The 26,205-nt window shown below is 58.4% G+C and carries 17 protein-coding genes, 1 tRNA gene and 1 pseudogene; 13 read left to right on the top strand and 6 right to left on the bottom strand.

Going from position 1 to position 26,205, the window contains the following annotated elements:
* Positions 1 to 6: 6 nt before the first annotated feature.
* On the bottom strand, positions 7 to 1,515 hold the full coding sequence (locus AC0V6K_RS04920; protein WP_472625287.1) for a flavin-containing monooxygenase: 1,509 nt from the start codon (positions 1,513 to 1,515) through the stop codon (positions 7 to 9).
* Positions 1,516 to 1,630: 115 nt separating this feature from the next.
* On the opposite strand from AC0V6K_RS04920, the gene AC0V6K_RS04915 reads away from it, so the two are divergent.
* The gene (locus AC0V6K_RS04915) at positions 1,631 to 3,673 is read left to right on the top strand and encodes a TonB-dependent receptor (RefSeq protein ID WP_472625286.1); all 2,043 of its coding nucleotides are present in this window, start codon (positions 1,631 to 1,633) and stop codon (positions 3,671 to 3,673) included.
* Between the two features lie 205 nt (positions 3,674 to 3,878).
* Entirely contained in the window at positions 3,879 to 6,380 is a 2,502-nt protein-coding gene (locus AC0V6K_RS04910) for a TonB-dependent receptor (RefSeq protein ID WP_472625285.1), read from the top strand.
* Positions 6,381 to 6,685: 305 nt separating this feature from the next.
* Here the strand turns inward: AC0V6K_RS04910 and AC0V6K_RS04905 are convergent, their stop codons facing one another.
* Positions 6,686 to 7,849: an acyl-CoA dehydrogenase family protein gene (locus AC0V6K_RS04905; protein ID WP_472625284.1), complete on the bottom strand. Its 1,164-nt coding sequence runs from the start codon at positions 7,847 to 7,849 to the stop codon at positions 6,686 to 6,688.
* 71 nt (positions 7,850 to 7,920) lie between these two features.
* Complete coding sequence (locus AC0V6K_RS04900) at positions 7,921 to 8,667, bottom strand: crotonase/enoyl-CoA hydratase family protein (RefSeq protein WP_486172686.1); 747 nt, start codon at positions 8,665 to 8,667, stop codon at positions 7,921 to 7,923.
* Between the two features lie 166 nt (positions 8,668 to 8,833).
* Here AC0V6K_RS04900 and AC0V6K_RS04895 point away from each other — a divergent pair, with 166 nt between their 5' ends.
* The 5 genes from AC0V6K_RS04895 to AC0V6K_RS04875 all read left to right on the top strand — a co-directional run bounded on the left by AC0V6K_RS04895 (position 8,834) and on the right by AC0V6K_RS04875 (position 14,754).
* Positions 8,834 to 10,102 carry an acetyl-CoA C-acetyltransferase gene (locus AC0V6K_RS04895; RefSeq protein WP_472625282.1) on the top strand — a complete coding sequence of 423 codons (1,269 nt, stop codon included), beginning with the start codon at positions 8,834 to 8,836 and terminating at the stop codon, positions 10,100 to 10,102.
* Between the two features lie 5 nt (positions 10,103 to 10,107).
* The gene (locus tag AC0V6K_RS04890; RefSeq protein ID WP_472625281.1) at positions 10,108 to 11,640 is read left to right on the top strand and encodes an acetyl-CoA acetyltransferase; all 1,533 of its coding nucleotides are present in this window, start codon (positions 10,108 to 10,110) and stop codon (positions 11,638 to 11,640) included.
* Between the two features lie 228 nt (positions 11,641 to 11,868).
* Complete coding sequence (hppD, locus tag AC0V6K_RS04885) at positions 11,869 to 12,984, top strand: 4-hydroxyphenylpyruvate dioxygenase (RefSeq protein ID WP_472625280.1); 1,116 nt, start codon at positions 11,869 to 11,871, stop codon at positions 12,982 to 12,984.
* Positions 12,981 to 13,538, top strand: a complete 558-nt coding sequence (locus AC0V6K_RS04880; RefSeq protein ID WP_472625279.1) for a VOC family protein — start codon at positions 12,981 to 12,983, stop codon at positions 13,536 to 13,538. Before hppD ends, AC0V6K_RS04880 begins: the two co-directional genes overlap by 4 nt.
* A gap of 88 nt (positions 13,539 to 13,626) precedes the next feature.
* Complete coding sequence (locus AC0V6K_RS04875) at positions 13,627 to 14,754, top strand: DUF2235 domain-containing protein (RefSeq protein ID WP_472625278.1); 1,128 nt, start codon at positions 13,627 to 13,629, stop codon at positions 14,752 to 14,754.
* A gap of 3 nt (positions 14,755 to 14,757) precedes the next feature.
* On the opposite strand, the gene AC0V6K_RS04870 is transcribed toward AC0V6K_RS04875, so the two are convergent.
* Positions 14,758 to 16,383, bottom strand: a complete 1,626-nt coding sequence (locus AC0V6K_RS04870) for a ShlB/FhaC/HecB family hemolysin secretion/activation protein (protein ID WP_472625277.1) — start codon at positions 16,381 to 16,383, stop codon at positions 14,758 to 14,760.
* A 150-nt stretch (positions 16,384 to 16,533) separates the two neighbouring features.
* On the opposite strand from AC0V6K_RS04870, the gene AC0V6K_RS04865 reads away from it, so the two are divergent.
* Positions 16,534 to 18,387: a FecR domain-containing protein gene (locus tag AC0V6K_RS04865; protein WP_472625276.1), complete on the top strand. Its 1,854-nt coding sequence runs from the start codon at positions 16,534 to 16,536 to the stop codon at positions 18,385 to 18,387.
* A gap of 145 nt (positions 18,388 to 18,532) precedes the next feature.
* Positions 18,533 to 20,857 (top strand): EAL domain-containing protein, encoded by a 2,325-nt coding sequence (locus AC0V6K_RS04860; RefSeq protein WP_472625275.1) that lies wholly within the window; start codon positions 18,533 to 18,535, stop codon positions 20,855 to 20,857.
* A gap of 19 nt (positions 20,858 to 20,876) precedes the next feature.
* Here the strand turns inward: AC0V6K_RS04860 and AC0V6K_RS04855 are convergent, their stop codons facing one another.
* Together AC0V6K_RS04855 and AC0V6K_RS04850 are read right to left on the bottom strand one after the other, a co-directional pair.
* Positions 20,877 to 22,052: an amino acid aminotransferase gene (locus AC0V6K_RS04855; RefSeq protein ID WP_472625274.1), complete on the bottom strand. Its 1,176-nt coding sequence runs from the start codon at positions 22,050 to 22,052 to the stop codon at positions 20,877 to 20,879.
* Between the two features lie 68 nt (positions 22,053 to 22,120).
* A complete protein-coding gene (locus AC0V6K_RS04850; RefSeq protein ID WP_472625273.1) occupies positions 22,121 to 23,071 on the bottom strand; it encodes a DUF1134 domain-containing protein in 951 nt (316 codons plus the stop codon).
* Between the two features lie 273 nt (positions 23,072 to 23,344).
* Here AC0V6K_RS04850 and AC0V6K_RS04845 point away from each other — a divergent pair.
* The 4 genes and pseudogenes from AC0V6K_RS04845 to AC0V6K_RS04830 form a co-directional block, all read left to right on the top strand.
* Positions 23,345 to 23,437 (top strand) — tRNA-Ser (locus AC0V6K_RS04845).
* A gap of 175 nt (positions 23,438 to 23,612) precedes the next feature.
* On the top strand, positions 23,613 to 25,169 hold the full coding sequence (locus tag AC0V6K_RS04840) for a winged helix-turn-helix domain-containing protein (protein ID WP_472625272.1): 1,557 nt from the start codon (positions 23,613 to 23,615) through the stop codon (positions 25,167 to 25,169).
* Positions 25,170 to 25,277: 108 nt separating this feature from the next.
* On the top strand, positions 25,278 to 25,976 hold the full coding sequence (locus AC0V6K_RS04835; RefSeq protein ID WP_472625271.1) for a hypothetical protein: 699 nt from the start codon (positions 25,278 to 25,280) through the stop codon (positions 25,974 to 25,976).
* A pseudogene (locus tag AC0V6K_RS04830) lies at positions 25,957 to 26,127 on the top strand (hypothetical protein); the annotation flags it as partial. The gene AC0V6K_RS04835 and the pseudogene AC0V6K_RS04830, both read left to right, overlap by 20 nt.
* Positions 26,128 to 26,205: the final 78 nt, after the last annotated feature.

Genomic DNA, 26,205 nt, shown 5'->3' with positions numbered 1-26,205 from the left:
GCTAATTTATTCAGCGGCTTCCAACTGCTCGTCCGCCGCTTGGGCGTTCGCACCGGCGCGGGTGAAGGTCAGGAAGCTATCCACCACTGGATCCTCGGCCATCTGCTTGCGGTCGAGCACGTATTCCTGATTAAGGCGCCACGGGAACGTCATCGCGTTGCGTGGCATGATGTCTTTCCCGCGCTGGATATAACCGCTGGAGAAATCGAACACGTCGTCTTCTTCGATGCTGGCTTCGAACTCGGGCGTCATTACCGGCTTTGCGATAGTGCTGCCGGTGGCGCGCATGTGGTTGAGCACGCGACACACATAGTCCGAGTTCACATCCGCGCGCAGCGTCCAACTGGCGTTGAGATATCCGAACACCACCGCGAGGTTTGGCAGGTTGGAGAACATGCAGCCCTTGTAATAGAAGCGCTCGTTGAACTGCACCGCCTCGCTATTGTGGCTCACCGCGATCTTGCCCGCGACGGCAAGCTTCAATCCGGTGGCGGTGATGATGATGTCGGCTTCGAGCAGTTCGCCAGACTTCAGACGAACGCCGCCCGCTTCAAATTTGTCGATATGGCCCGTGACCACCTCGGCCTTGCCCGCATTCATAGCTTCGAACAGGTCATCATCGGGCACGAGGCATAGGCGCTGGTCCCACGGATCATAAGGCGCGGTGAAGCTTGCCTTGTCATAGTCGGGGCCTAGGCTCTTGCCGATCCGCTTGTGCAGCGCGTCTTTCACCTTTTGCGGGTTCTTGCGTGCCGTTTTGAAGGCGTAATCCTGAAGCCGGATATTTTTGAAGCGGGTGATCTTGTAGGCGAGCTTTTCTGGCAGGATCTTGCGTAGGAAGTTCGCGAGGCCATCTTTTGCGGGGCGTGCGAACATCCATGTCGGCGTGCGCTGGAGCATGGTGACCTTCGCCGCCTTGTCCGCCATCGACGGCACAATGGTGACCGCCGTTGCACCGGAGCCAACCACAACGACCTTCTTGCCCGTGTAGTCCAGGTCTTCCGGCCAGAATTGCGGGTGGATCACCTGGCCTTCGTACTCCGAGAAATCGAAGCCGGCGTCATAGGGATCGTCGTAATCGTAATAGCCCGATCCGAGGTAGAGGAAGTTGGCCGTGAGCGTAGTGCGCGAACCGTCATCCTTTTCCATCTCTACATGCCAGCGCGCTTCATCGTCGCGAAAGTCAGCCGAGATAACCTTGTGGCCGAAACGGATGTGTTTCTTGATGTCGCGATCATCGGCGATCTTGTGAAGATATTCGAGGATCGAAGGCGCATCAGCGATGCTCTTTTCATGCCGCCACGGTTCGAAATCGAAGCCGAGCGTGTGCATGTCGCTGTCAGACCGGATGCCGGGATAACGGAACAGGTCCCATGTTCCGCCCAAGTTTTCGCGCCGCTCGACGATGGCGTAGGAGTGACCGGGGGTCTTCATCTCCATATGCGCGGCCATGCCGATACCGGAAATGCCTGCACCAACGATCAGGACGTCGAAATCGGGGGGTGTCGCTAACATCAGGTCTCTCTCTTCCCTTATTGACACTCATGTAATCATAGACGCCGCGCAAAAGCGAGTCATGATTGCATTTTGAAACTGACTTTGCTCGCGCAAGCCGCTACGCGCCCAATTTATGAAGATCCCCCAGCCTCAAAAGTTCCGCCTCGCCGTCTCCGCTTTGGCAATCTGCACCACCGCTCCAGCCTTCGCCCAAGACGAAGGGCCAGAGTTTGAAACCTTCACGGACGAGATCATCGTCACAGGGCAGGGGCTGGAAACTCCGGCTTCGGTGGGTGCCTATTCGACCAACCAGATCGAGCGCGAGGCGATCGTCACCACCGGCTCGGGGCGGCTGGAAGATGTGCTGCGCAATGTCGCAGGCTTTCAGCAGTTCCGTCGATCTGACAGCCGTTCCTCCAACCCAAGCGCGCAAGGGGCGACTTTGCGCGCGCTGGGCGGCAACGCGACTAGCCGCGCATTGGTGCTGCTCGACGGTGTGCCGATAGCTGACCCGTTCTTCGGCTACATCCCATTTAATGCCATCGCGCCCGAGACCCTTTCCACGATCAACGTCACGCGCGGAGGTGGGTCGGGCCCATTCGGCTCGGGCGCATTGGCGGGAACGATTGAGCTTGAAAGCGCTGGTCCATCGACACTGATCAATCCATTCAACGCCAGCGTTCTAGTCAATGATCGCGGAGAAACCGAGGCCAGCGGCACTTTGGCTCAGGAACTCGGCAGTGGTTTCGCGGTCGTCACTGGACGCTGGGATCGTGGGCAAGGCTTCTTCACCACTCCCGAAGCGCAGCGCGTCCCTGCCACAGCTCGCGCGGGCTTTGACAGCTGGAATGTCGGCGTGCGCGCAGTCGCTCCGCTGAATGATTCGGTCGAACTTCAGGCCCGCGTCGGCTTGTTTGAAGACGCCCGAACGCTGCGTTTTGAAGGCGCGGATTCGACCAGCGAAGGTCAGGATGCGAGCATCCGATTTGTCGGGCGCGGGGAGTGGGAATTTGATGCGCTCGCCTATGTTCAGGCGCGCAACTTTTCCAACGTGGTAATCAGCTCAACGCGGTTTGTCCGCGTGCTCGATCAGCGCAACACGCCTTCGACCGGGATTGGTGGGAAGTTCGAAATTCGTCCGCCCATCGGTGAAGGGCACACGCTGCGCCTTGGTGTCGATTATCGCCGCGCCGACGGAGAGTTGCAGGAAGAGGCCTACAGCGCCTTTACGGGCAATCTGCGCGAACGCCGCCGTGCAGGGGGCAACACCAGCAATCTTGGCCTGTTTGTCGAGGATGACTGGCAGATCGGCCCTCTTCTGGTGACCGCAGGCCTGCGCGCCGATCGCACCAGCATCAATGACGGTTTCTTCCGCGCGGTTGATGCGGGTGGCAATCTGGTAAGCGAAACCATCGCCGCGGACCGCTCTGACTGGGCGGTCAATTGGCGGGCGGGCGGGCGCATCTATGCTTCGCGCCGGCTCGAGCTGCGCGCGGCAGCTTACACCGGCATTCGGTTGCCGACCTTGAACGAGCTTTACCGTCCCTTCGTGGTGTTCCCCGTGGTCACACAGGCGAACGCCGCGTTGGAGAACGAGCGGCTCGAAGGATACGAAGTCGGGCTCGATTGGTATCCGGTGCGCGATGTGTGGTTCCGGGTGACGGCGTTCGACAACCGCGTCGAGAACGCGATCGCCAATGTCACGCTTCAGCCCAATCTGCGCCAGCGTCAGAACCTGCCCGCGATCGAAGCGCAGGGGATCGAAAGCTCACTCAACATCAATATCGGTCAGATCCGCTTTGATGCGACCATGGCCTACACTGATGCGACGATTGCAGGTGAGGGCGCATCTTTGGCGCTGGATGGCAATCGTCCGCCGCAAACGCCCGAGTTCGCCGCTTCGGCCACGCTCGCTTGGCAACCCGCGCCACGTTGGCTCCTCGCTGGCACTCTGCGTCACACCTCGGATCAATTTGAGGATGATCAGGAAACCGACCGATTGGGGGCTGCGACGACATTCGACGTGTTTGCCGAGGCACCGCTGTTCGACCGCTTGAACCTGGTTGTTCGCGGGGAGAACCTGTTCGACGAGGACATCGTGACCCGCAATTCACGCGGCGCCATCGACCTTGGCGTGCCGCGCACACTGTGGGTTGGATTGCGGCTCGGCTACTAAGCTCGCTAACGGCACAGTAAGAAAATTAGCTATTCCTCTTGCCCCACGCAGTGAAAGTTCGCTGCAGCGCACCATGTTGCATTTTTGCTACGACAAGTAAAAGAAGCGCTTACGACTCTTGTTAGGGGCGAACGCGCTGATAGTCTGCGCGACCGGAGAGGTCAGTCAGATCAAGAGGTCGGCTGGCAAAGTGGAGAGGAAATTTATGACACGTAAGCTTGCAGCCTACGCTGCCGGCCTGATGGCCTGCAGTTCGTTTACCGCACCTGCCTTTGCTCAAGACACTGAGGAACTTGCAGCGCCGGAAGAAAGCGGCAACACGATCCTTGTTACGGCAACCCGCCGCGCCGAGGATATCCAGGATGTTCCCATCGCTGTGACCGCTGTTGGTCAGGAAGCGCTCGACAAGCAGGGCGTCGTCGATGTCCAAAATATCACCCAGGTTTCACCAAGCTTCTCGACATCGAGCGCGCAGATCGCGTCCGGCTCCGTCGTGCTGCGTATTCGCGGTGTCGGCACCACCTCGAACAACATCGGCTTTGAAAGCGCGGTCGGTATCTTCATCGATGGCGCGTATCAGTCGCGCCCCGGCGTTGCACTGAGCGAGTTTGTCGACATTGAGCGGGTCGAGGTTCTGCGTGGTCCGCAGGGCACTCTCTTCGGTCGTAACACGTCTGCTGGTGCTCTGAACATCACCACAAACCGTCCGGACGTGACCGAGTTTGGCGGCTTCGCCAACGCGACTTACGGCAATTATGACCTCTTGAACGTTCAGGGCGCGATCAACGTGCCGCTTGTTCAAGACACGCTCGCCGCGCGCTTCACCGGTGCTTACCGCCAGCGTGATGGTTTCATCGACATTCTTGATCCGACAGGCACGAAGATCGGCGAGTCGAACACGATTGATCAGTATCTGCTGCGTGGTCAGCTGGGGTATGAAGGCGAGAGCGGCCTCAAAGTCCGTCTGATCTTCGACTACTCGGCGAACGAGAACCAGTGCTGCTCACCTATCGAGCTGCTTGCATCACCGTCGGAAATCAACGGTGTATTCGGCGCACTTTCAGGTGATCCACGTGGCGGAAACCGCCATCCAATTGTTGCCAGCAACCCAGTAGATGCGACAACGGCTCGCGCCGCGCTCGCGGATCTGACCACCACGGCCAACCGTGTGCCGATGGCGGATGTCGATCAGTGGGGTATCTCTGGCGAGATCTCGATCCCGCTCGGCGACAATGCTGACCTTATCTATATCGGTTCGTATCGCGACTTTGAATCGGCTGAGAACTACGACACCGATTTCAGCGGTCTCGACTTCTTCGATGTCGACAACCTCGTGACCGAAATCACCACTATGACGCACGAACTGCGCATTCAGGGTGAGGCCATGGACGGCAAGCTGCAATGGCTTATCGGCGGTTACTATTCTGATGAGGACATTCGGGCGACGACCGACTTCTCGCTCGGTGCGGACACTGATTTGCTCTACGGCGCTTTTGCTGGCGGGGCTCTTGGTCCTGCACCAATTACTCTGCTTACGGGTATTAATCCCGCGGGCACGACCGCAACCAACCAATACAATCAAGAAGCGGAAAGCTGGTCTATCTTCACGCACAATGTGCTTGAAGTCACAGATGGGCTGAAGCTGACCCTTGGCCTGCGGTACTCGGATGAAACCAAGACGGGTGGTTACACCCAGCTGGCCTCAAATAACCCAGCTTGTCTTCAAGGTTTGGCGAACCTGAATGCCGGCTTGGTGCCGCCGACCGCTGTGCCAGTGGTCGTTGGCTTGGGCTGCTTTGGTTTTACGGCCCCTGCGGTCGGTACGGCAACCCTGCCATTGCCACAGCAATATCAGGCGACATTCGCAGACAACGAGCTCATCTACACCGGCAAGATATCTTACGAGTTTGCCGATCCGGTCTCGATGTATGCGAGCTTCACGCACGGTTATAAGGCGGGTGGTATCAACCTTGATGTCACCGCGGCCATCGGCGGCGCTGACCCGACCTTCCTTTCGGAAACAGTTGATGCGTACGAAGTTGGTGTGAAGGCGCAGTTCCTCGATGATGCGATCACCGCGAACCTCGCTGTGTTTGTTGAGGAGTTCCAGAACCTGCAGATCCTCGAGTTTACCGGGGCTGCGTTCCAGACCTTCAACGTACCTGAAGCGATCAGCTCGGGATTCGAACTGGAATCGTTCGTTCGTCCGGACGACAACCTGACCTTCCAATTCGGCCTTACCTACACCGACGCACGCTATCCGGATGATTGTGCCGGAACGATTACGGCGGCGCAGGTGACGGAGCTGTGTGGCAACACGCTGACCAACGCACCGCAAATCGTCGCGATCGTTGGCGCAAACTACGAGCGTGATCTCGGCACCTATCTGACCGGCTTCCTCAATGGTCAGATCCGCACCGAGAGCGACCGTCGTACGTCGACACAGGCTTCGAACCCGGGCAGCGGTGGCACCATCCTGCTTCCGTTTGATGTTCAGGACGGCAACACCAAGATCAACCTGCGTGCCGGTATCGGTGCTCAGGATAAGAGCTGGACGCTTGAGGTCTGGGGCAACAACATCACTGATGAAGTGACCCGCGGTGTGACCTTCAACACCACGCTGCGTGGCAGCCCGGGCTTCCTGGCACGCTCTGCCTTCGCGCAGCAGCCAGCAACCTACGGCGTCACACTCCGTACGGAGTTCTAAGAACCTTTCGCTCTTTGGGGAGAGGGCTAAAGGAAGGCCGGCTCGCGACATCCGCGAGCCGGCCTTTTTTGTTTTGAGATCGCCCATCCAGACGATCATCCTCGGTGCTACTGTTCGCTGCGCTCACGCATCTGCGGGGCGGACGCGTGGCCTTGCGACGCCTGCGGCGTCGAACCGGTCCAATATCGCTTCCAGGTCGCAGAGCACGGGCCACAGGCCCGCAAGCGCGACTGCGCGCCCGCGGCGGGTCCGTAGCGAAGCGGAGGACGTCTAGCGAGGACGAAGGCGCGGATGCGCCTTCGAAACTACATACTTCTAGCGATCAGCATCTTCATGACTTCGTTCGAGCCACCGAAGATCCGCGTGATGCGGCTGTCGCGGTACATTTTCGCGATCGGGTATTCGTTGATGTAGCCCGCACCGCCATGCAGTTGCAGGCACTTGTCGACGACTTCACCTTGCAGCTCGGTTACCCAATACTTCGCCATCGCAGCGGTCGCCACGTCAAGCTCGCCTTTGAGCAGCTTACCGATGCAATCGTTGACAAACACCCGCGCCGCCGTGCCGCGCGCCTTGAGATCTGCGAGGACGAATTGCGTGTTCTGGAAGTCCCAGATCGTCTGACCGAATGCTTTGCGCGACTTCACATACTCGATCGTGGTCTCCAGCGCCTTCTCGATGCCGGTGGCCGCACCCATGGCGATCACCAGACGTTCCTGCGCCAGTTCACCCATCAACTGGTAGAAGCCTTGGCCTTCTTTGCCGCCCAGCACATTCTCTGCGGGCACGAACACATTGTCAAAGAACAGCTCTGACGTGTCGGCTGCATCCAGCCCGATCTTGTCGAGCTTCTTGCCACGCTGGAACCCATCTGCGCCCTCAGTCTCCAGCAGCATCAGCGAGATGCCTTTGGCGCGCTCATTCGGGTCGGTCTTGGCGACGACGACGATGAAGTCTGCGGTCTGACCATTGGAGATATAGGTTTTGGCTCCGTTGATGCGGTAGCCGTTCCCATCCTTCAGCGCGGTCGTTGTGATCGACTGAAGGTCGGAGCCGACGCCCGGCTCGGTCATGGCAATCGCGCTGACCAGCTCGCCGGTCACCAGTTTGGGCAGATACTTCTTCTTCTGCTCTTCGGTGCCGTGGCGCACGAGGTAGGGCAGAATAATCGTGTTGTGCAGGCTGGCTGCAAAACCATCAACGCCGTGCTTGGCCTGCTGGTCGATCACGACGATGTCGTGACGGAAGTCGCCGCCATGGCCGCCATATTCCTCTGGCACCGATACGCCGAGCAGACCCGCAGCGCCCGCCTCGTTCCAGAATTCGCGCTCTACCTGGCCTTCTTCACGCCACTTCTCCACACGCTTTTCCGGTGCGTGTTGCTGATAGAATTTGCCAACCGCGTCCGCAAAGATCGAGATCTCTTCATCCTGCATGAATTCGGGTTCTGGCACGTCAATGACGGGCATATTGCGTTCCTCTCTTCTCTAATCCCAAAGCTACGGTCGCGCCCCGCATTCGGAGGCACGGGATTCGTAGGTTATTTGCCCTTCCAATTCGGAGCGCGCTTCTCAGCAAAGGCGGCGGCGCCTTCGCGGGCATCTTCCGAAATGAAGACTGGCGCGATCAGCTTGCCTTGGTTGGTGTAGCGATCTTCCAGAGCCCAGCCGCGCGATTCTTTGACGATCTGCTTTGAAACCTTGACCGCGAGCGGGCCATTGGCCGCAATTTTCGCCGCCAGCGCCATCGCGCCTTCGAGCGCCGAGCCGTCAGCCACGGTGTTGATCAGACCAAGCTGATAGGCCCGGTCGGCGCCGATGAAGTCACCCGTAAGCGCCAGCTCCATCGCAACACGCTCGGGGATCTGGTCGGGCAGCATCATCACGCCGCCAGCCGCAGCAACAAGGCCGCGTTTCACTTCGGGGATGCCGAACTTGGCGTCTTTGTTGGCGACCACGAGGTCGCATGCGATCATCAGTTCAAGACCACCGGCCAGAGCATAGCCTTCCACCGCTGCGATAAGCGGCTTGGCTGGCGGAGCCTGCACCACACCGCCAAAACCGCGGCCTTCAACCGACGGGCTTTCACCGCGCAGGAAACCTTTGAGATCCATGCCGGAGCAGAACGTGCCGCCCGCCCCAGTCAGAATGCCGACACGCAGTTCGTCTTCGCTGTCGAGACGATCCATGGCAGCCGCGATTGCTTCAGACGCAGCCTTGGTCATGGCGTTCTTGGCCTCAGGACGGTTGATCGTGACGATCAGGACACCGTCCTTAACTTCAGTCAGGACTTCTTGTGTTTCTGGGGGGTATCGGTCACATCTCTCTCCATATGTGAATACCGTTTCGGAACGAAACTGATTGTTGTGCCAGTGGTGCAGTCGGTTTACGGATGCGTCAACCGCATTTTCGCGGAGTCGAGAAAGAATCGGCTGGCAAACAGGAGAGAGAACCATGGGCGAGGCATATATTATCGACGCGGTGCGCACCCCGCGCGGCATTGGCAAGAAGGGCAAAGGCTCCCTGGCGGAGCAGCACCCGCAGCACCTTGCCGCGACAGTTATGAAGGCCATCGCGGAACGCAATGGTCTCGATACCAGCACTGTGGATGACGTGATCTGGTCTGTTTCGACGCAGGACGGCATGCAGGCCGGTGACTTGGGCCGTATGGCTGCGCTGGATGCGGGCTATGACATCACCTCGTCCGGTACCACGCTTGATCGTTTCTGCGGTGGCGGGATCACTTCGGTGAACCTCGCCGCAGCGCAAGTGATGAGCGGCATGGAAGATTGTGTCGTTGCCGGCGGCACCGAGATGATGAGCCTCACCGCGCAAATGGCCAAAGAGAAGATGCAGGCAGGCCTCAAGCCGCCGATGATGGGCAGCTTCAACGAGCGTCTGCAGAAGGTGCACCCCCAATCACACCAGGGCATTTGTGGCGACGCAATTGCCACCATCGAAGGCTTCACCCGCGAGGAGCTCGACGAAGTCGGCTATCGTTCGCAGCAGCGCGCCGCCGCGGCGATGCAAGAGGGGCGCTTTGATGTATCGGTTGTTCCGGTGAAGCTGGATGATGGCACAGTGGTGCTCGACAAGGACGAGTATCCGCGCCCGCAGACCACACTGGAAGGACTTGGTCAGTTGGAGCCAGCCTTCACCAAAATCGCCGATGTTCCGCTTGATGCGAACGGCACAACTTTCCGTGGGCTGATCAATCAGAAGTATCCTGACGTCGAGATCCAGCACTTCCACCATGCGGGCAATTCGTCCGGCGTGGTCGATGGCGCGGCAGCGGTGCTGGTTACGTCGAAAGACTACGCCAAGAAGCACGGCCTAACTCCGCGTGCGCGCATCGTCGCGACGGCCAATATGGGCGATGACCCCACACTGATGCTAAACGCGCCGGTGCCTGCCGCGAAGAAGGTGCTCGAAAAGGCTGGCCTGACCCTCGACGATATCGACCTGTTCGAAATCAACGAAGCTTTTGCCGTGGTCGCCGCGAAGTTCGTGCGCGACCTTGGGCTCGATTGGGACAAGGTCAACGTCAATGGCGGCTCGATCGCATTGGGCCACCCGATTGGCGCGACTGGTTCCATTCTGATCGGCACCATTGTGGATGAGCTGGAGCGCCGTGACCTAAAGCGCGGCCTTGTCACGATGTGCGCAGCAGGGGGCATGGCCCCAGCAATCATCGTTGAACGTGTGGACGGTTTTGACGACTGATCCCCATGAGCATCGCTGACAATACGCCCGTCATCATCGGTGTCGGGCAATATGCCGAGCGCGTGGGCGAGCCGGGCTATGAGGCCCTGTCCTACATGGACCTGGCTGGCCGCGCACTCGCCTCGGCGGTTGCCGACGCGGATGCATCCGGCGATCTGCCGAGCGCAATCGATACAATCTGTGCCATCCGGCAGTTCGAAATCTCGTATCCCAATGCGATGGCGCCATTTGGCAAGTCCGACAATCCACCGCGCTCAATTGGCAATCGTGTGGGTGCAGACCCGCGTCGCGCTATCCTTGAGGTGACCGGAGGGCAGGGCAGTCAAAAAATGGTCGGCGAGCTGGCCAACGACATCGCACTGGGTGAAAGCGACGTGATTGTGGTGGCCGGATCAGAGGCGATCTCTACCGTTCGGGCTTTGGCGGGACAGGATGACACGCCGGACTGGACAGAAGAAGTCGGTGGGCAACTTGAGGATCGCGGTTACGGTCTTGAACGATATGCCGAGCCGGGTGTGTTGGAGCATTTCGGTCTGCGCCCCATCGAAGGCTATGCCATTAATGAGAACGCACGCCGTTCACGGACAGGCCAGTCGCTTGAGGACTATCGACGGGAAGTCGGTGAGCTGTTCGCGCCGTTCACCAAAGTCGCGGCAAAGAACCCGCATGCCGCTGCGCCGATTGAGCGCACGCCGGAAGAGCTTGCGCAGGTAACAGAGCGCAACCGGATTATCGCAGAGCCATACACCCGGATGACGGTTGCCCGCGATCAGGTGAACCAAGGCGCGGCAATTATCATCGCAAGCGTTGCGAAGGCGAAAGAGTTGGGGGTGCCGGAAAACAAATGGGTGCACATCCATTCCGTTTCGGCTGCTCAAGAGCTGCCGACGATGCAGCGTCCCCATCTAGACCGCAGCGAAGCGGCGGAACGGTCGCTGGACATCGCGCTGGGCCGATCTGGAAAATTCGCCGACGACATACAATTTTTCGATTTTTATAGCTGCTTTGCAATCCCGGTGTTCAACGTGATCGAACATCTGTTGATCGAGCCTGATGACCCGCGCGGATTGACGCTGACAGGTGGATTGCCATTTTTCGGCGGGCCCGGAAATAACTACTCCACCCATGCTATTTGTGAGGCTGTGCAGCGCGTCCGCGGTGAACGCGGCTCATTTGCGCTTGTGGGTGCCAACGGCGGCGTCATGGGCAAATATGCGACTGGCATCTATTCAACAATGCCAGCGGATTGGTCGGCGAACGACCGATATATGGTTGTGCCGATGTCCCGAAAGCGGGTGCCGTACTCAACCGAGCCTTTCGACGCCTGCACCGTCGAAACATACACGATTTCTATGTCGAAGCGTGGAGCACGGATTATGTTTGTGGGCCGCAACGACAAAGGCGAACGCGTGGTTGGGAACGCAGACAGCACGCATGATGAAACGCGCGAACTGTTCGAAGGCGGTGAACCGTTTGGCGTTACTCTGAGCATCACGCGCGACGAGCGTGGGCTGAATATCGGGCGCGTTTCCAACTAGGCTTCAAGTGCAGCGGCCCCGTGACGGGCCTTCCCTACACGCGCTTTTCTATGCCATCGCAAGCTCGCGATCAGACATAGAGCGCGGCGGCGAAGGCAACTTGGTTGGACAAGTGACACCAACATTCACCCGCTTTGCGTCGCGCGAAGAGCCCTACTTTGACAGAATGGGCATTTCCGCGTATTTAGTTTCAAACGAAACCAGTTTGACAATTGTGAGACAAACCTAATGACCATCCACCCCGGTGACCTTTTCGAAAATCCCGCGGGCCTCGACGGCTTTGAGTTCGTCGAGTTCTGCGCGCCGGAAAAGGGCGTGCTGGAGCCGGTGTTTGAATCAATGGGCTTCACTCTGGTGGCAAAGCACCGTTCCAAAGACGTGCATCTTTGGCGTCAGGGCGGGATCAATCTGATCGCGAATTACGAACCGCGCAGCGCCGCTTGGTACTTCGCCCGCGAACATGGTCCCTCGGCCTGCGGTATGGCGTTCCGCGTGCGTGACGCGGCAAAGGCATACGACCACCTGATGGAGCAAGGCGCAGAGCCGGTCACCAATGAGCCTGGCCCGATGGAACTGCGCATCCCTGCGATCCGCGGTATCGGGGGCGCGATCATCTATCTGGTGGATCGCTATGCGGGTGATGAAGGCAAGGGCCTAACGATCTACGATATTGATTTCGAATATCTGCCGGATGTTGATCCCTATCCCGAAGGTGTCGGCTTCCAGATGATCGATCACCTTACGCACAATGTCTATGGCGGGCGGATGGCCTATTGGGCCGACTTCTACGAGAAGCTCTTCAACTTTCAGGAAATCCGTTACTTCGATATCAAGGGTGAATATACCGGCCTGACCTCGAAGGCGCTGACCGCACCCGATGGCAAAATCCGCATTCCGCTGAATGAAGAGGGCGAGAACGGCAAGGGCCAGATCGAGGAGTATCTCCGCGAATACAATGGAGAAGGCATCCAGCATATTGCGCTAATCTGCGATGATCTTGTCGCGTGCTGGGATCGCCTCAAGGCGCTCAACGTGCCGTTTATGACTGCGCCTCCCGAAACCTACTATCAGATGTTGTCGGAGCGCTTGCCCGGCCACGGTCAGGACGAGGAGGCGCTCAAGACGCGCGGTATCCTTCTTGATGGTACGACCGAAGGCGGATCGCCGCGTCTGCTGCTCCAGATTTTCGCTGAACCGCGCGTTGGCCCGGTCTTCTTCGAGTTTATTCAGCGTGTCGGCGATTACAAAGACGGCTTTGGTGAAGGCAACTTCAAGGCGCTGTTCGAGAGCATCGAGCGTGACCAGATCGCGCGCGGTGTTCTGGATGCCGAGCCTGCCCAATGACGAACGCTCCGAACCTGGCCGGCGTCCACCATGCCGCCTATCGCTGCAAGGATGCGAAGGAAACGATCGAGTGGTACGGCCGCGTGCTCGGCATGGAATACACCACCGCCTTTGCCGAGGATCACGTGCCCTCAACAGGCGCCTATGATCCGTATATGCATGTCTTCCTCGATGCAGGGAACGGTAACATTCTCGCCTTCTTTGAACTGCCCAACCAGCCAGACATGGGCCGCGATGAAAACACCCCGCAATGGGTGCAGCATCTCGCGTTCCGCGTTTCCTCGGAAGAAGAACTGCTGAGCGCGAAGGAGCATATCGAAGGGCTCGGCATCGACGTGCTCGGCCCAACGCATCACGGCATTTTCAAATCGATCTATTTCTTCGACCCCAACGGTCACCGCGTCGAGCTCGCAGCCGATATCGGCACAGACGAGCAATATGCGGAACTCAAGCGCGTTGCACCGATGATGCTGGATGAATGGAGCGAGACCAAAAAAGCTCCGCGTCACGCTGATTGGCTGCACGAAATCGCCCGCAAGGAACACGGTAACTGACACCGGCCAATTCTGTGCTACTCTTGGCTAAGGCGGGGAGGTGGCATGTCAGAACGGACCGAAGGAAAGAACATCGTCATCCTGATGGATGGCACGTCGAGATCAAATTTCCGAGAAACGCACAAATGTGCTGCGGCTTTACGGAGTGCTGAAGAAAAGCAAGCCGGAAAAGCAGCTTGTATATTACGAACCCGGTGTGGGTACTTTCTCGCCCGAACGCTGGTTTTCGAAACAGGCGTCCAAGATTGGCGAACTCTACGGCCTCGCCACGGGGTGGGGCTTAGATCGGAATGTGACGGACGCCTACCGCTTTCTGGTCGAGAATTACGAGGTCACCTATCGCGAAGATCCTGTGACCAAAGAGGAAATCAAGGTCCGCGATAAGATATACATCTTCGGGTTCAGTCGGGGTGCCTACTCCGCCCGTGTGCTGGCGGGTTTCATCAATGCTCTTGGTCTGGTCGAACCGCGCAACCTCAATCTCGTCGACTACGCCTACCGCGCCTACAAACGGATCGGCGAGCATGCCGGCGCGAGCAAGGATGATTATGCGGAGATGCGGCTGTTCGAGCGCAGTCTGAGACCCGAGCGCCCGGCAATCCGCATGCTTGGCCTGTTCGACACTGTATCGTCAGTGATCGAGAAGGCAGAAATTGGCTGGAGGTTGCGAAAGCATGCCTACACCTCAACCAATCCGAGCGTTGAAACCGTGATGCAGGCCGCGTCCATCGAAGAACTTCGGCGCGGCTTTCCGCTGATGCCTTGGCCCAAGGGTCAGGACTATCACGCCAACCCGTTCGACAACGGCAATGGCGTGCCGCAACAGGTCGAGGAAGTGTGGTTCGCAGGTGTTCACGCCGATGTCGGTGGCGGCCATACCGAGGCGGGCAGTGCACTGTGCAAAGTGCCGCTGGTGTGGATGATCAACCGCGCTAAGGAATGCGGGCTCGACTTCAGCACGCAGAGCATTAATTCGCTCGTCTATGGCAGGCGCAAGGGAAGCCGCTACATCGCTCCTGATGCGCTCGGCGACAAGACAGAATCCTATCGCGGGTTGTGGCGATTGATGGGATCTCGAAAACGGGTGATTGAAGAGGGCGCGACGGTGCACGAAAGCGTGTTGACTCGGCGCGATGCGGGAATCTCACTGCCAGCCGTCATCCCATCGACCTACAGCGTCTGGAAAGACGAGACTGAGTACGACGATGAGGACTAAGCGTTAGAAGTTCACTCCGGCCCGCACGTTCACCTGTGGGCTGCTGCCTTCGGTTCGTTCACCCGAGCCGCCGAGCGGGAATGCACCTTCGAGTTCGAAGTCGAGAATGCCAACGCGGCCACGGACCCCGCTGCCTGCCGAAAACAGCGAGCCTTCGCCGCCCGTCTGGTCGATGTCAGAGACATAGCCGCCATCCACGAATGAGTAGAACTGCAAGAAGTTGATGGCCGAGTCAGACGTATCGACGCGGTAGCGCAGTTCGGCGAGGCCATAGACGCCTTCATCGCCCAGAACTTCGGCAAAGTTATAGCCGCGCACGCGATATGGGCCGCCGAGCCCCAGCTCTTCGCTGGCAAGCAACGGACGGTCCGCCAGCTGTCCAGCGAGTGCGAAGTAAGCATCAAACTGGTCGGCAACCGGAATGCGGCCGTCCATGTTGAAGCGGAATTTGGTGAACACGCCATCGCCATCGCTGCGTGATGCAGCAGGATCGCCCAGACGGGTGGCTCCGAGAATACCGAGGCCGCGTTCAAGCGAAGTTCCGGTGCGGATGTAGCCCCCACCAGCCAGGGCGAAGCGAGTGCGAATGCCGATTGAGGCAGTCGCGACCGTGTCATCGCGCAAAAGAGCTCCAAGGTCGTCCTGCTTGATCTCGATATAGGCCGCATCGACATCGGCCCAAACGCTGGCCTTCCTGGTGCGGAGCAGCGGAGATGAAAGGCTGAGCGCCGCTCGGGCTGTCTCCCCCGTGATATCGCCGCCTTCGACCTCACCCGGGGCCGTGCTGCCCAGAGAGCCGGAAACCTGCAACGAGGTTCCGTTGTCTAATAGGACAGTCCGGTATGATACGGAGGAGAACAGTAGCTCGTCGGGCTCAATCGGGTTGATGCGAACAGCTGTACGAATTTCATCAGCCGAGCTCAACCTTTCGCTGAACCGGGTGGACATACGCATGCGTACTGGCCCGAAGTTTTCGGTCCCGTAATTGTCAGCGGACAGGCGCCCGCTTTGGTGATCTTCCGTCAGCCGCACCACCAGAATGCGGTTGGCATCCTCGCGCACCAAACGTGCGCTGCGCAGTTTCAGACCGGGAATGTCAGAGACCTTGAGCAGCACTGTTTCGAGCTGCTGCTTTTTGACCGGCCCACCCACAAGACGCTCAAGCATCCGCCGGGCCATGGCGTTGTCGCTGCCTTCAATTCGGATGCCGTCGACGATGCCTTCGTCAATGCTGACAGATAGGATACCGCGCTCGGCCGCGGTCGTATCGATCTGCGCGCGAGCATATTCGTACCCTTCTTCGCGAGCGAGTTGCACTAGCTCATCGGTTAGCTGTTCCAGCACATCCTCGGTTAGCGGTTCACCGAAGAAGTTCTCTACAATCGCTTGATAGCGGGAGTCCTCGATTGCCTCGTTGCCTCGGACGGATACAGCTCCGATCTGTTGCTCAGCGACCTGGCCTTCATCAACCTGCAGGCCGTTTGGCTGAATGGTCAGCATGCTCGCCACATCGATGCGGGTACCCGCATTGCCGTCCTCTGCCGCTGCCGCGTGCATAGGTACAACAGTGGCCGCGGCCAGCACGGCCTTCGCGGTCAGGGGTGAAATATGGGTGCCCAACGTATTCATTGCGGGCGAGGCGGTAACCTCTTGTGCCTAAGAAATCCTTACGCAATTCCGAGGTTTAACCTTCTGTAAAGCAGTCGCATTCACCATTCATTGAGCGGGGCATGTCAGTAAGAGCGAGTCAAAAAAAGGCTCACTTTTCTGGATTTGCTTATGTTCAAGCTTGCAAAACTATGGCTGGCCATTGCGGCATTGTTTGCAGGCAGTGCCGCGCTTGCGGCTGCACCTGAATGGAAGGTGTCAGAGGTAAGCGGGGTCGTCACGGTTGAACGGGGCGGGAAGACGCTCAAGGCGCGCCAGAACACACGGCTGCGCGTGGGTGATATCATCACGACAGGTCGTAAGGGCCGCGCCGTTCTGGTGCGGGGCAAAGAGTTCGTCGTAATCTCACCCAAGGCCAAACTGCAGGTCGCAAATCCGAAGAAGACCGGCCCGGTCACGCAGTTCTTCCATTATATTGGTAACGCGCTTTTCAAGATTGAGAAGAAGTCCACGCCGCACTTTGGCGTGAAGACGCCATATCTTGCCGCTGTGGTCAAAGGGACAACATTCAATGTGTCCGTATCCGCCAGCGATACCAGTGTTCAGGTCACCGAGGGCGCGGTTGAGGTCGCCACCGGCGACGACATGGAAGCAGCGCTTCTGACGCCTGGCTTGATTGGAGTGGTTGATGCGGACGATGCCGAGAACCTGTTGGTGATCGTGGCGGAGAAGAACAGTGATTTCTCGAATTCTGCCGTTCGCGGTGCCCCTCAGTTTGTGACCTCACTGCCTCGTGGTGCTGCCGCACCCTCTGCAGTGTCTGTTGAGACGATCTCATCTGGATTGGATGAGGGCGCGAACGGCAATACGTCAGGTAGAGCCAATCGCCGGGAGAGCGGTGGCAAATCTGGCGAACTTGCGGAAGTCGACAACGGATCGGAAAGTATCCGCTCTTTGGACAACCTGATTGGCGACCTTGATGAGGGCGTTTCTGGCGGAGCCAGCGACGCTATCGAAGTCTCAGACGGTGACGACGGCAAGGCTGACGGCTTTGTGAACTCGGACGCTCTATTTGAAGATGAAGAGAGAAGTGAAGGTCGCGGCGAAGGCGAAGAGCGCGAAGGCGACGCCCGTGAAGACGAAGCCCGCGAAGAAGAGGTTGAATTGGGCGATGACGATTCCTCGGATGACGATGCCGATGAAAAGGGTGACGTAGAGGACGGGAATCGCGACGATGATGCAGATGAAGACAGCGATGATGGCTCTGACGGAGACGGGCTGGCCGTGGACGCGGTCAGTTCGGGTGATGCCGATGAAGGCGACGCCGTAGCAGATGGCAGCAGCCAGTCAGGTGATCGCAGCGGCAACAGCGATGCAGATTCGGGCAATGACAGTGATAACGACACGGCTACCGGCAATGATGAACTGGACGGCAGCGGCGTTGATGTCGACATCGATGCAGGCGACAGTGACGCTTCCATCGATGTGAGTCCATCGGCAGGCGATGGTGATGCCAATGGAGAAGCTGGCGAAGACAGCGCATCAAATGATGGTTTTTGTATCGGCAAGCTGTGCTTTGATAAGCGCAATGGTGGCGATAGCGATGAAGACCCGTTCAAAGGTGACACCAACGGTGATGGTCGGGCTTGTGGCTTCTTTATCTGCGTCGAAGGTCGCGACAACGGCTCGAACGATGATGACGACGATGACGACGATGGAGGCGAGGGCGACGAGGCCAACGGGGAAGATCTCGGCATGGGCTCGGACGATGACGATGACGTCGCTGGCGGCAATGACGAGCTAGATGGCAGCGGGGTGGAAGTTGGCCTGGACGCTGGCGGTTCAGGCGATGCGGCAGAGTTCGGATTTGGTCCTGGCGGCGACGACATTGATGTCTTCGGGAGGGATGATGAGGCCAATGACCGTGGTCGCGACTTCGGTGCCGACGACGAAGACGAAGACGAAGACGAAGACGACGAAGACGAAGACGAAGACGAAGATGAAGAAGACGGCGACGACGACTAAATCCTCGCCGTCCGCATCTCTTCTACTCACTCCTTAAAGAATCTGCTCCAGCGCAAAGGCAAACCTGACGGTAACCCTTTTCGGTCATAAGGCATTCTCCTGCGGCATTGCGTCCGCATTTTCGGGGAGATGGCTTATGTGGCTGATGCGCAAGTCGCAAGAACGCCGCGATGTACAGATCGGGTGGGCGGCTTTTGCTGCTGCGCTGCTCGTCGCCATCTGCTTTTTGATTTCTGGCATCGGTGAACGGGTCGAAGGTGCATCCGGTGATGCCCGGGATAGCTTCCGTCTCGCTCCGACTTCGGGCGACATCGTTGTGGTCGAGATCGACGGCCGATCACTGCAAGCTCTCGACACATTTCCATGGCCGCGTAGCCATCATGCTTCAGCCGTAAAAGAATTGGAGCGATTGGGAGCGACCCAGATTGCGTTTGATATCGATTTTTCGGCGCACTCCACTCCGGAGGAAGATGCCGAGTTGGCCAAGGCCTTCGCTGCACTTGAGCAACCGGCAATTCTCGCAACCTTCCGGCAATACAATATAGTAGGTGGCGAAAGTCAGATCAGTGAAGCTGTGCCGATCCCTGACTTTCGTGAACAGACCTTCATGGCGTCGGTGAATGTGCATCCGTCTGCCGATGGCAAGGTCATCGAGTATCCTTATGGCGTGGCCACCCATGAAACTGCCCGCCCGTCATTGGCCAATATGCTGGCCAAATCGGGCGGCGAGATCGATGCATCCTTCCACATCGACCAAGCCATCGATGTCAGATCAATACCAAGGGTCTCTTTTATTGACTTGATCGAAGGGCGTGTTCCGCGTGAGATGGTGGCAGGCAAGCAGGTTGTTATTGGCGCAACAGCCATTGAGCTGGGTGATCGATACCCCACGAGCTTGTTCGGGATTCAGCCCGGCGTCCTTGTCCATATTCAGGCTGCTGAGACACTGATCCAAGGTCGTGATCGCAATCATACCTCACCTTGGCTCTCCTTGATCGGATCTGCTCTTGCTGTTGGTCTTTTTCTGTTGCTGCGTATGCGGGGCAGGAATGGCGGGACATACTCGTCTGTGTTTGCCGGGGCAGTCGCCAGTGTCATAATTGTCGTTCCGCTCGCCCTCGACCAGTTTGCTGGGCCCTATGTTACCAACTCAGCGGCTCTTGTGTTCCTTATGGCTTATGCGGCGTTACGCAGGGCTCTGGTGGCCTCGGACAGCCTGTCTGCAGCGCGGATGACAAATGCGACGTCGGGGCTGCCGAACCGGGCTGCCATGCAGAAAGCCTCAGCGCGCCGTTCAGGACGCCATCTTGCTGTTGCCCGGATTGCTGACATCAACGAGTATGCTGCTGTCCTTGATGAAAAGCACTGGGGCGAATTCAGTCAGGCAATTGCCCGCCGCCTCCGGCTCATGGCAGGCGTGAACCAGGTCTATCATTTGGGCAGCGGCCTCTATGGCTGGTATCTGCCAACGGCCCACGCGGATGACCAAGAAAGTGCGTTCGCTTCGGCGCGCGCGCTGTTCAATGCGCCTTTCGAAATCGCCAAAGAGCGCTTTCGGCTCGTAGTGCATTTCGGTACGTCCATGGCTTCCTTGGCCGACGCAGAGGACGCATCTGAATTGGCGCGCAAACGCGGGATTACCTGGTCTTCGAACGCTGATGCACTCTACGAAGAAACGCATTTCCGCCAGCGTCTGTTGAGCGAGCTCGACGAGGCGCTGACGGACGGATCGATAACGGTCGTTTTCCAGCCCAAAATCCGGCTTGCCGATGGCGCATACTGCGCCGGAGAATGCCTAATTCGTTGGCACAGTGAAGAACTGGGACAGATCCCGCCATCCGACTTCATTCCTATTCTGGAAGAGAAAGGGCGGATCGATGATCTAACCTTGTTCGTGCTCAAGGAAGCGATCAGACGCCGCGACGAGGCCTGCCGTGATGGAAAGGCCCTCAGCCTTGCGGTCAATCTCTCAGCGCAGTTGCTCTCCGACAACCGCTTTGTTGACACCGCCTGCGCGCTATTGAAGAGCAACGGTGTCAAGGCATTGGGTGGCATCACTCTCGAAATCACAGAGAGCGCTCCGATGTCTGATTCCGAAACCGCGCGATGCGCTCTGGAGCGGCTGTCTACAGTAGGGGCGCGGATCTCCATCGATGACTATGGCACGGGGCAAGCATCGCTAAACTATCTTCAGGATTTCCCGGCCCAGGAGATCAAACTGGACCAGAGTTTTGTCCGCAATCTGCTGGCTGAGACGAAGGACCGCATCATGGTCCAGTCGACCATTGATCTTGCTCACGCGCTTGGCTTTGAAATAGTGGCGGAAGGGATCGAAGACGCCCCAACTCTGGCCGTGCTCACCGATCTAGGATGCGATTATGGTCAGGGTTGGGAAGTGGGGCGCCCGATGGATTGGGACAGCTTCTACAATGTGATTGGGCAAAAGCGCGAGCTTGAGCAGGCCGCGTAGCCCATGGCCCGGTTCATCGTCAGCCGGTGACTTCGGCAATCGCTTCGACAAACTTCTCGATGTTGTTTGCGGTCAATCCGGCGATGTTGATGCGACCCGAACCAGCCATGTAGATACCGTGATCTTCGCGCAGCTGCGCAACCTGCTCTTTGCTCACAGGAAGGACCGAGAAGAGACCGTTCTGGCCGCCGAGAGGGGTAAGATCCACGCTACCTGCCTTACCTGCATCGGCGAGCGTCTTACGCACCATCCGCATCCGCTCGCGCATTTGGTCGAGCTCGTCTTTCCAGACTTGCGTCAGCTTCGGATCGCGCAGGATCAGGCGCACAGCCGCGGCGCCGTGATCGGGCGGCATAGACCAGCTCGCGCGGGCCAAAGCGTTGGCGTTTGAAAATGCTGTTTCCAGCGTGTTCTGATTGTCAGCGAGAATGTAGAACGCGCCCACGCGGTCGCGATACATGCCGAAATTCTTGTCGCAGCTATACGCGACGAAAGCTTCGGGGACTTTGGCAAGCACGCTGCGCAGGCCGGCTGCGTCTTCGTCCAGACCATGGCCAAGCCCCTGATAGGCGGTGTCGATGATCGGGAAGATACCGGTCTCGGCAATCGCATCGCCAATCGCTTCCCACTCGTCAGCGGTGTAATCAATGCCGGTCGGGTTGTGACAGCAACCATGCAACAGAACGCCATCATCCGGGCCTGCGCTACGGATAGCTTCAAGCACGGCGTCGATATTGGCTGTGCCATCGGCGTTGGCATGGTCAAACGGGACCATTTCCAGATCGATATCGTTGAAGATCTGCGCGTGGTTCGGCCAGCTTGGCGTGCCCATGTGAAGACGCGTCATGCCCGCTTGGGCGGCAAGCGCAGCAGCCAATCGGACAGCGCCGGTGCCGCCCGGCGTCTGCATGCCAGAAATACGCCCACCCATCGTCGCATCCGCACCAAAGATGTACGGCATCAGAGCATTTACAAAGCCCATATCGCCTTCCGGCCCCAGATAGCTCTTGGAATCCTGCTCATTGACCAGCTGCTGCTCAGCGGCCTTGATCGCACCGAACACCGGTGTGTCGCCTTGACCGGTGCGATACACGCCGACGCCAAGGTCAATCTTGTCATGCCGGTCATCAGCGGCGTGGAGCTTGATCAGCGCGAGCAGCGCATCGGGAGCCTGAGCTTCGAGTCGGTTCAACATGGCGCGGGGAATGCCGCGCCTTAGCCCGGCACGCAACTGCGTTTTCGTATGCGGATCAGGATATCAGCTTAGAACGGCAGCCAGCGCTGTTTCTTGGAGAACTTCATGTAGCCCGCATTGACGCCCAGACGCAGGCCCGCACCAACCCGGATCGGGATGAGCACAATGTCTCCGCGGCGCATATAGCTGACATGCAATCCGCCCACGAGATACGCCTGACCTTCGCCTGCGGGGAAGCGTTTGAACAGGTCTTCGGTGTCGTAGAGGTTGTAGACCAGCACAAAGGAATTGCCCGCATTGGCGCCCGCGTCGAGGCCAATCGATGGGCCTGTCCAATAGACTTTGCGCGTTCCCTCAATCTTGTGATGCAAGGTGCCTGAGCCATAGCGTGCGCCAACAACAAAGGCGCCGCCTGCCTCACGGCCCACGATATAACCGTTCGGCTCGCCCTGCTTGCGGAGAAGGTCTTCAATGGCTTTCGCAAGGCCTTTTGCGCCTTTGCCGAATACACCCTCGGCGGCGCCCATCAGGTCATCCTGGCCATAGGTGTTGTAGCCAGCGGGAGCAGCAGGCACCTCGGCGGCTGCTTGTTCACTTGCCGTTGCAGCTGGATTCGCCGCCGTGTTGTTGGCCTGATCGAGCATCCAGTCATTCGACGGCGCAGCATTCTCTGCGGCTTCTGTCGAGTAGGTAGAGAATTCGTCGTCAAATGCGGGTCCGCCATCTTGCGATGCAGGAGGGGCGGGCAAGTCCGTTGGCGCTTCCCATTGATCCACCGGTGTTGGCACACCTGGCTGCGCGGTTGTCGCCGGCGCTGATGGGAGGCTGGGCGTCGTCAGATCTGCATCAATTTCGCTGCTATTGGCTCCAGCTGACTGTGCGCTGGTATAGGCTTCATCGGGGTCAAAGGACTCCACCTGTGCGGACAAAGGTGTCGCCGCCAGCCCAACAGTTGCCGCAAGTGCAATTCCGGCGCGCTTCCATGTGCGGCCTTGTGTAATCTGGCTCAGTCCAAGCATAATCCTTACCTCGCAGCCATCCGTGCCCAAAGTTCACACCCCTGCACGCGTAAGCAGAGTCCTCGCGTTCCGCTTCGACAATCGCTTGGCGATGAACCGAATCCAAAACACGATGAAATGACGGTTAGGCGCCCTTGGCTGAACAGATGGCGAACTGGAACGCTGGAATGTGGGTCTCAGAGGCAATTTTCTTCGGATCGCATCTTGCCGCTGCGAAATCGCCAGACTATAGCGCGCGGCTCACAGCCAAACGGTCGGAAACGGTCGCCATGCGGAGACGTGGGTGAGTGGCTGAAACCAGTCCCCTGCTAAGGGACCATACAGTTTATAGCTGTATCGAGGGTTCGAATCCCTCCGTCTCCGCCACTTTCTTCTTTGACATTCACTCCGCTGCCAGTCTCGGCACGGAGAAGCGCCTCTTGGCAGAACTTTCAGCTTGCCATTCTTCGGGACTGCTACCCGGGGGAAATGTCTGTCCGAAACGCAGGCTCACACCCTACCAAATATTGCTCAAGTGGTTTGGAGCGGTTACGAAATTTGCATGCATGGGGCGGGAGCAATCTACCGGTTCGAGGACTTTCAGTTCAACACGAACACGCGTGAATTGCATTGCGCCGGTGAGCCGCGACCGGTCGAAAGACAAGTACTCGACCTACTTGAACTGCTGCTCACGCATTCCGATCGCATGGTCAGCAAAGATGAAATTGCCGAAGCGATTTGGGGCGGGCGTGCAATTTCGGATGGCTCAATCAACGGGCGCATCAAACTTTTGCGCAAGGCATTGGATGATGATGGAAGACAGCAGCGCCTGATCAAAACCTATCACGGACAAGGCTTTCGCTTTGTTGGCACGGTAAGAATGGGCGATGATGAGCCAGCGACGTCGCGCGATACACCGCCGCCCCTTCCTGATCGTCCGTCGATTGCGGTGCTGCCTTTCGACAACATGTCGGCTGATCCGGATCAGGAATTTCTGGCGGACGGGATTTGCGAGGATCTCCTCACCGCGCTTTCTAAAATACCCGAGCTGTTTGTTATCGCCCGGAACTCCACCTTCCAATACAAGGGACGCGCAGTGGATGTGCGCGCGGTTGGGCACGAGTTGGGTGTCGCCTATGTGCTTGAAGGCAGCGTGCGGCGGAGCGGCGACCGACTGCGTATCACGGCCCAGCTGATCGATGCGAAGACAGGCGATCACGTTTGGGCCGAGCGTTATGATCGGAACCAGACTGAGATATTCGCTCTTCAGGACGAGATTACTCGCCAGATTGCCTCCGCCATGATGGGCAAGCTTGTCACTACCTCCGAACAGGCGAACATCTGGATTGGCGGGACGACCAATTTTGAAGCGTGGCAAAAGGTGGTTCGGGCGACAGGCCTAAATGCAACCATGCAACCCGCGAGCATGGCCGAAGCGATCGCCTTGCTAGAGCAAGCCGTCGAAATAGATCCGGACTTCGCGTCGGCTCATGTCGTATTGGCCAACGCAAATTTCCATTTCATAATCAACGGTTGGGCCGATGACACCACGCCTTATCTGATGGCTGTGCTTAAACATGCGAGTGCAGCAAGAGCCATCAATCCTAGAGAGCCACTCGCCGCATCACTCCTGTCCTTCTCCGCGCTGGCGATGAATGATCTTGAGAACGCCAATCGGCTTGCCGATGAGTCCATAGAATACGGCCCCAACATCATCGCTAGCCTTACGCTAACCGCAATGGTCTTGGGATATCTCAACCGCCTGCCCGAGGCGGCAAAGGTGATCACGCAATGCCTGCGCCTGAGCCCGGTTTCGCGGACGACAATCGCCACCACCGCCGCCTTCATTTATTCAGCGATGGGTGATTATGAGACCGCACACGTGCATGGCGACTGGCTGATCGAGGACGATCCGGCGAGCGTGAACGGGTGGACAACACGGATCATCGCGCACCACCAGATGGGCAATATGTCGAGCGCACGCGAAGCCGCCGCGGCTTTGGTCGAGAGGGTCCCGGACTTCTCGACCGAACGCTTCCTCATTTCGCGTATGCTTGCCAAACATCCTATCGGCGAACGGCCACGCGCGTCGCTTATGGCGGTCAATCTACCCGACTGACCTTCCGCTCACATGCCATTTTGCATGAAAAAAGCATGATTGCGTCAAGCTTCGCGCGCGAAGCAGTGCGATCCGGTCTCCAGTTTACTTGTTCTGGAGACTGTTCCCATGAAACGCACTTTCAAGACCGCAACCGCGCTTGTCCTCTCGCTAGGCTGCATTCTGGCGCTAACGCCCGCACCGGTAGAGGCAGACGATTGTCTGCTTGATCGTGATGATGACGGAAACGTTGATACCGGTCCCACCGACAATGATGGCGGAGCGGATTCGAACGGCACAGATTCTGCGCTTGCTTGCGGTGTAGGGGCAGAAGCTACATCGGGCTCAGCGACAGCCGTCGGCTCGGCAGCCAAGGCAACCGGTGCAAACGGCGCGACAGCCGTCGGGCAAAATTCGAACGCATCGGGCGAAGCATCGACATCCGTTGGCGAAGACTCAGTTGCGGCAGGATCAGAGGCAGCGGCATTCGGTGAACAAGCCAGCGCAGGAGGTACAGGAGCTGTGGCGGTGGGCAGCGGTGCAAATGCCTCGGGCGACCGGGCCATTGCCATAGGCGGAGATCGACTGACGGGCGGTTCGACCGGTGCAGCGCGAGCAATAGCCGATGGTGCTATCGCGGTGGGCTCATCCGCCAATTCCGGTGGGTCAGGCTCTATCGCCATCGGGGATGAGTCCGACGCATCGATCACTGGCGCAGTCGCTATTGGCAACCTGAGTCTCAGCGGATGGGCGGGGTTCTGTCGCGCTAGGCGAAGCAACTCGTGCTGCTGGCCTCATCTCAACCGCATTGGGCACTGCTGCAAATAGCTCCGCGGAAGGCAGCGTCGCAATCGGCGCAAATTCGGCGGCCGGTGGGACCGACTCTGTCGCGCTTGGCAGACGAGCCAAAGCAATTGGAGGCGACTCCATTGCAATAGGAGACAACTCACAAAGCAATTCCGCCGCCAGCGTTGCGATTGGGGCTGGAAGTGAGACATTTGGCTCTTTTTCCGTGGGCATCGGTACGGGCACGTTGGCCGGCGGAGAAAGAGCTGCG

The sequence above is a fragment of the Erythrobacter sp. S43 genome, from assembly GCF_057364955.1.
The sequence above is the reverse complement of the archived record's forward strand: the minus strand, read 5'-3'. Positions and strand labels throughout refer to the sequence as shown.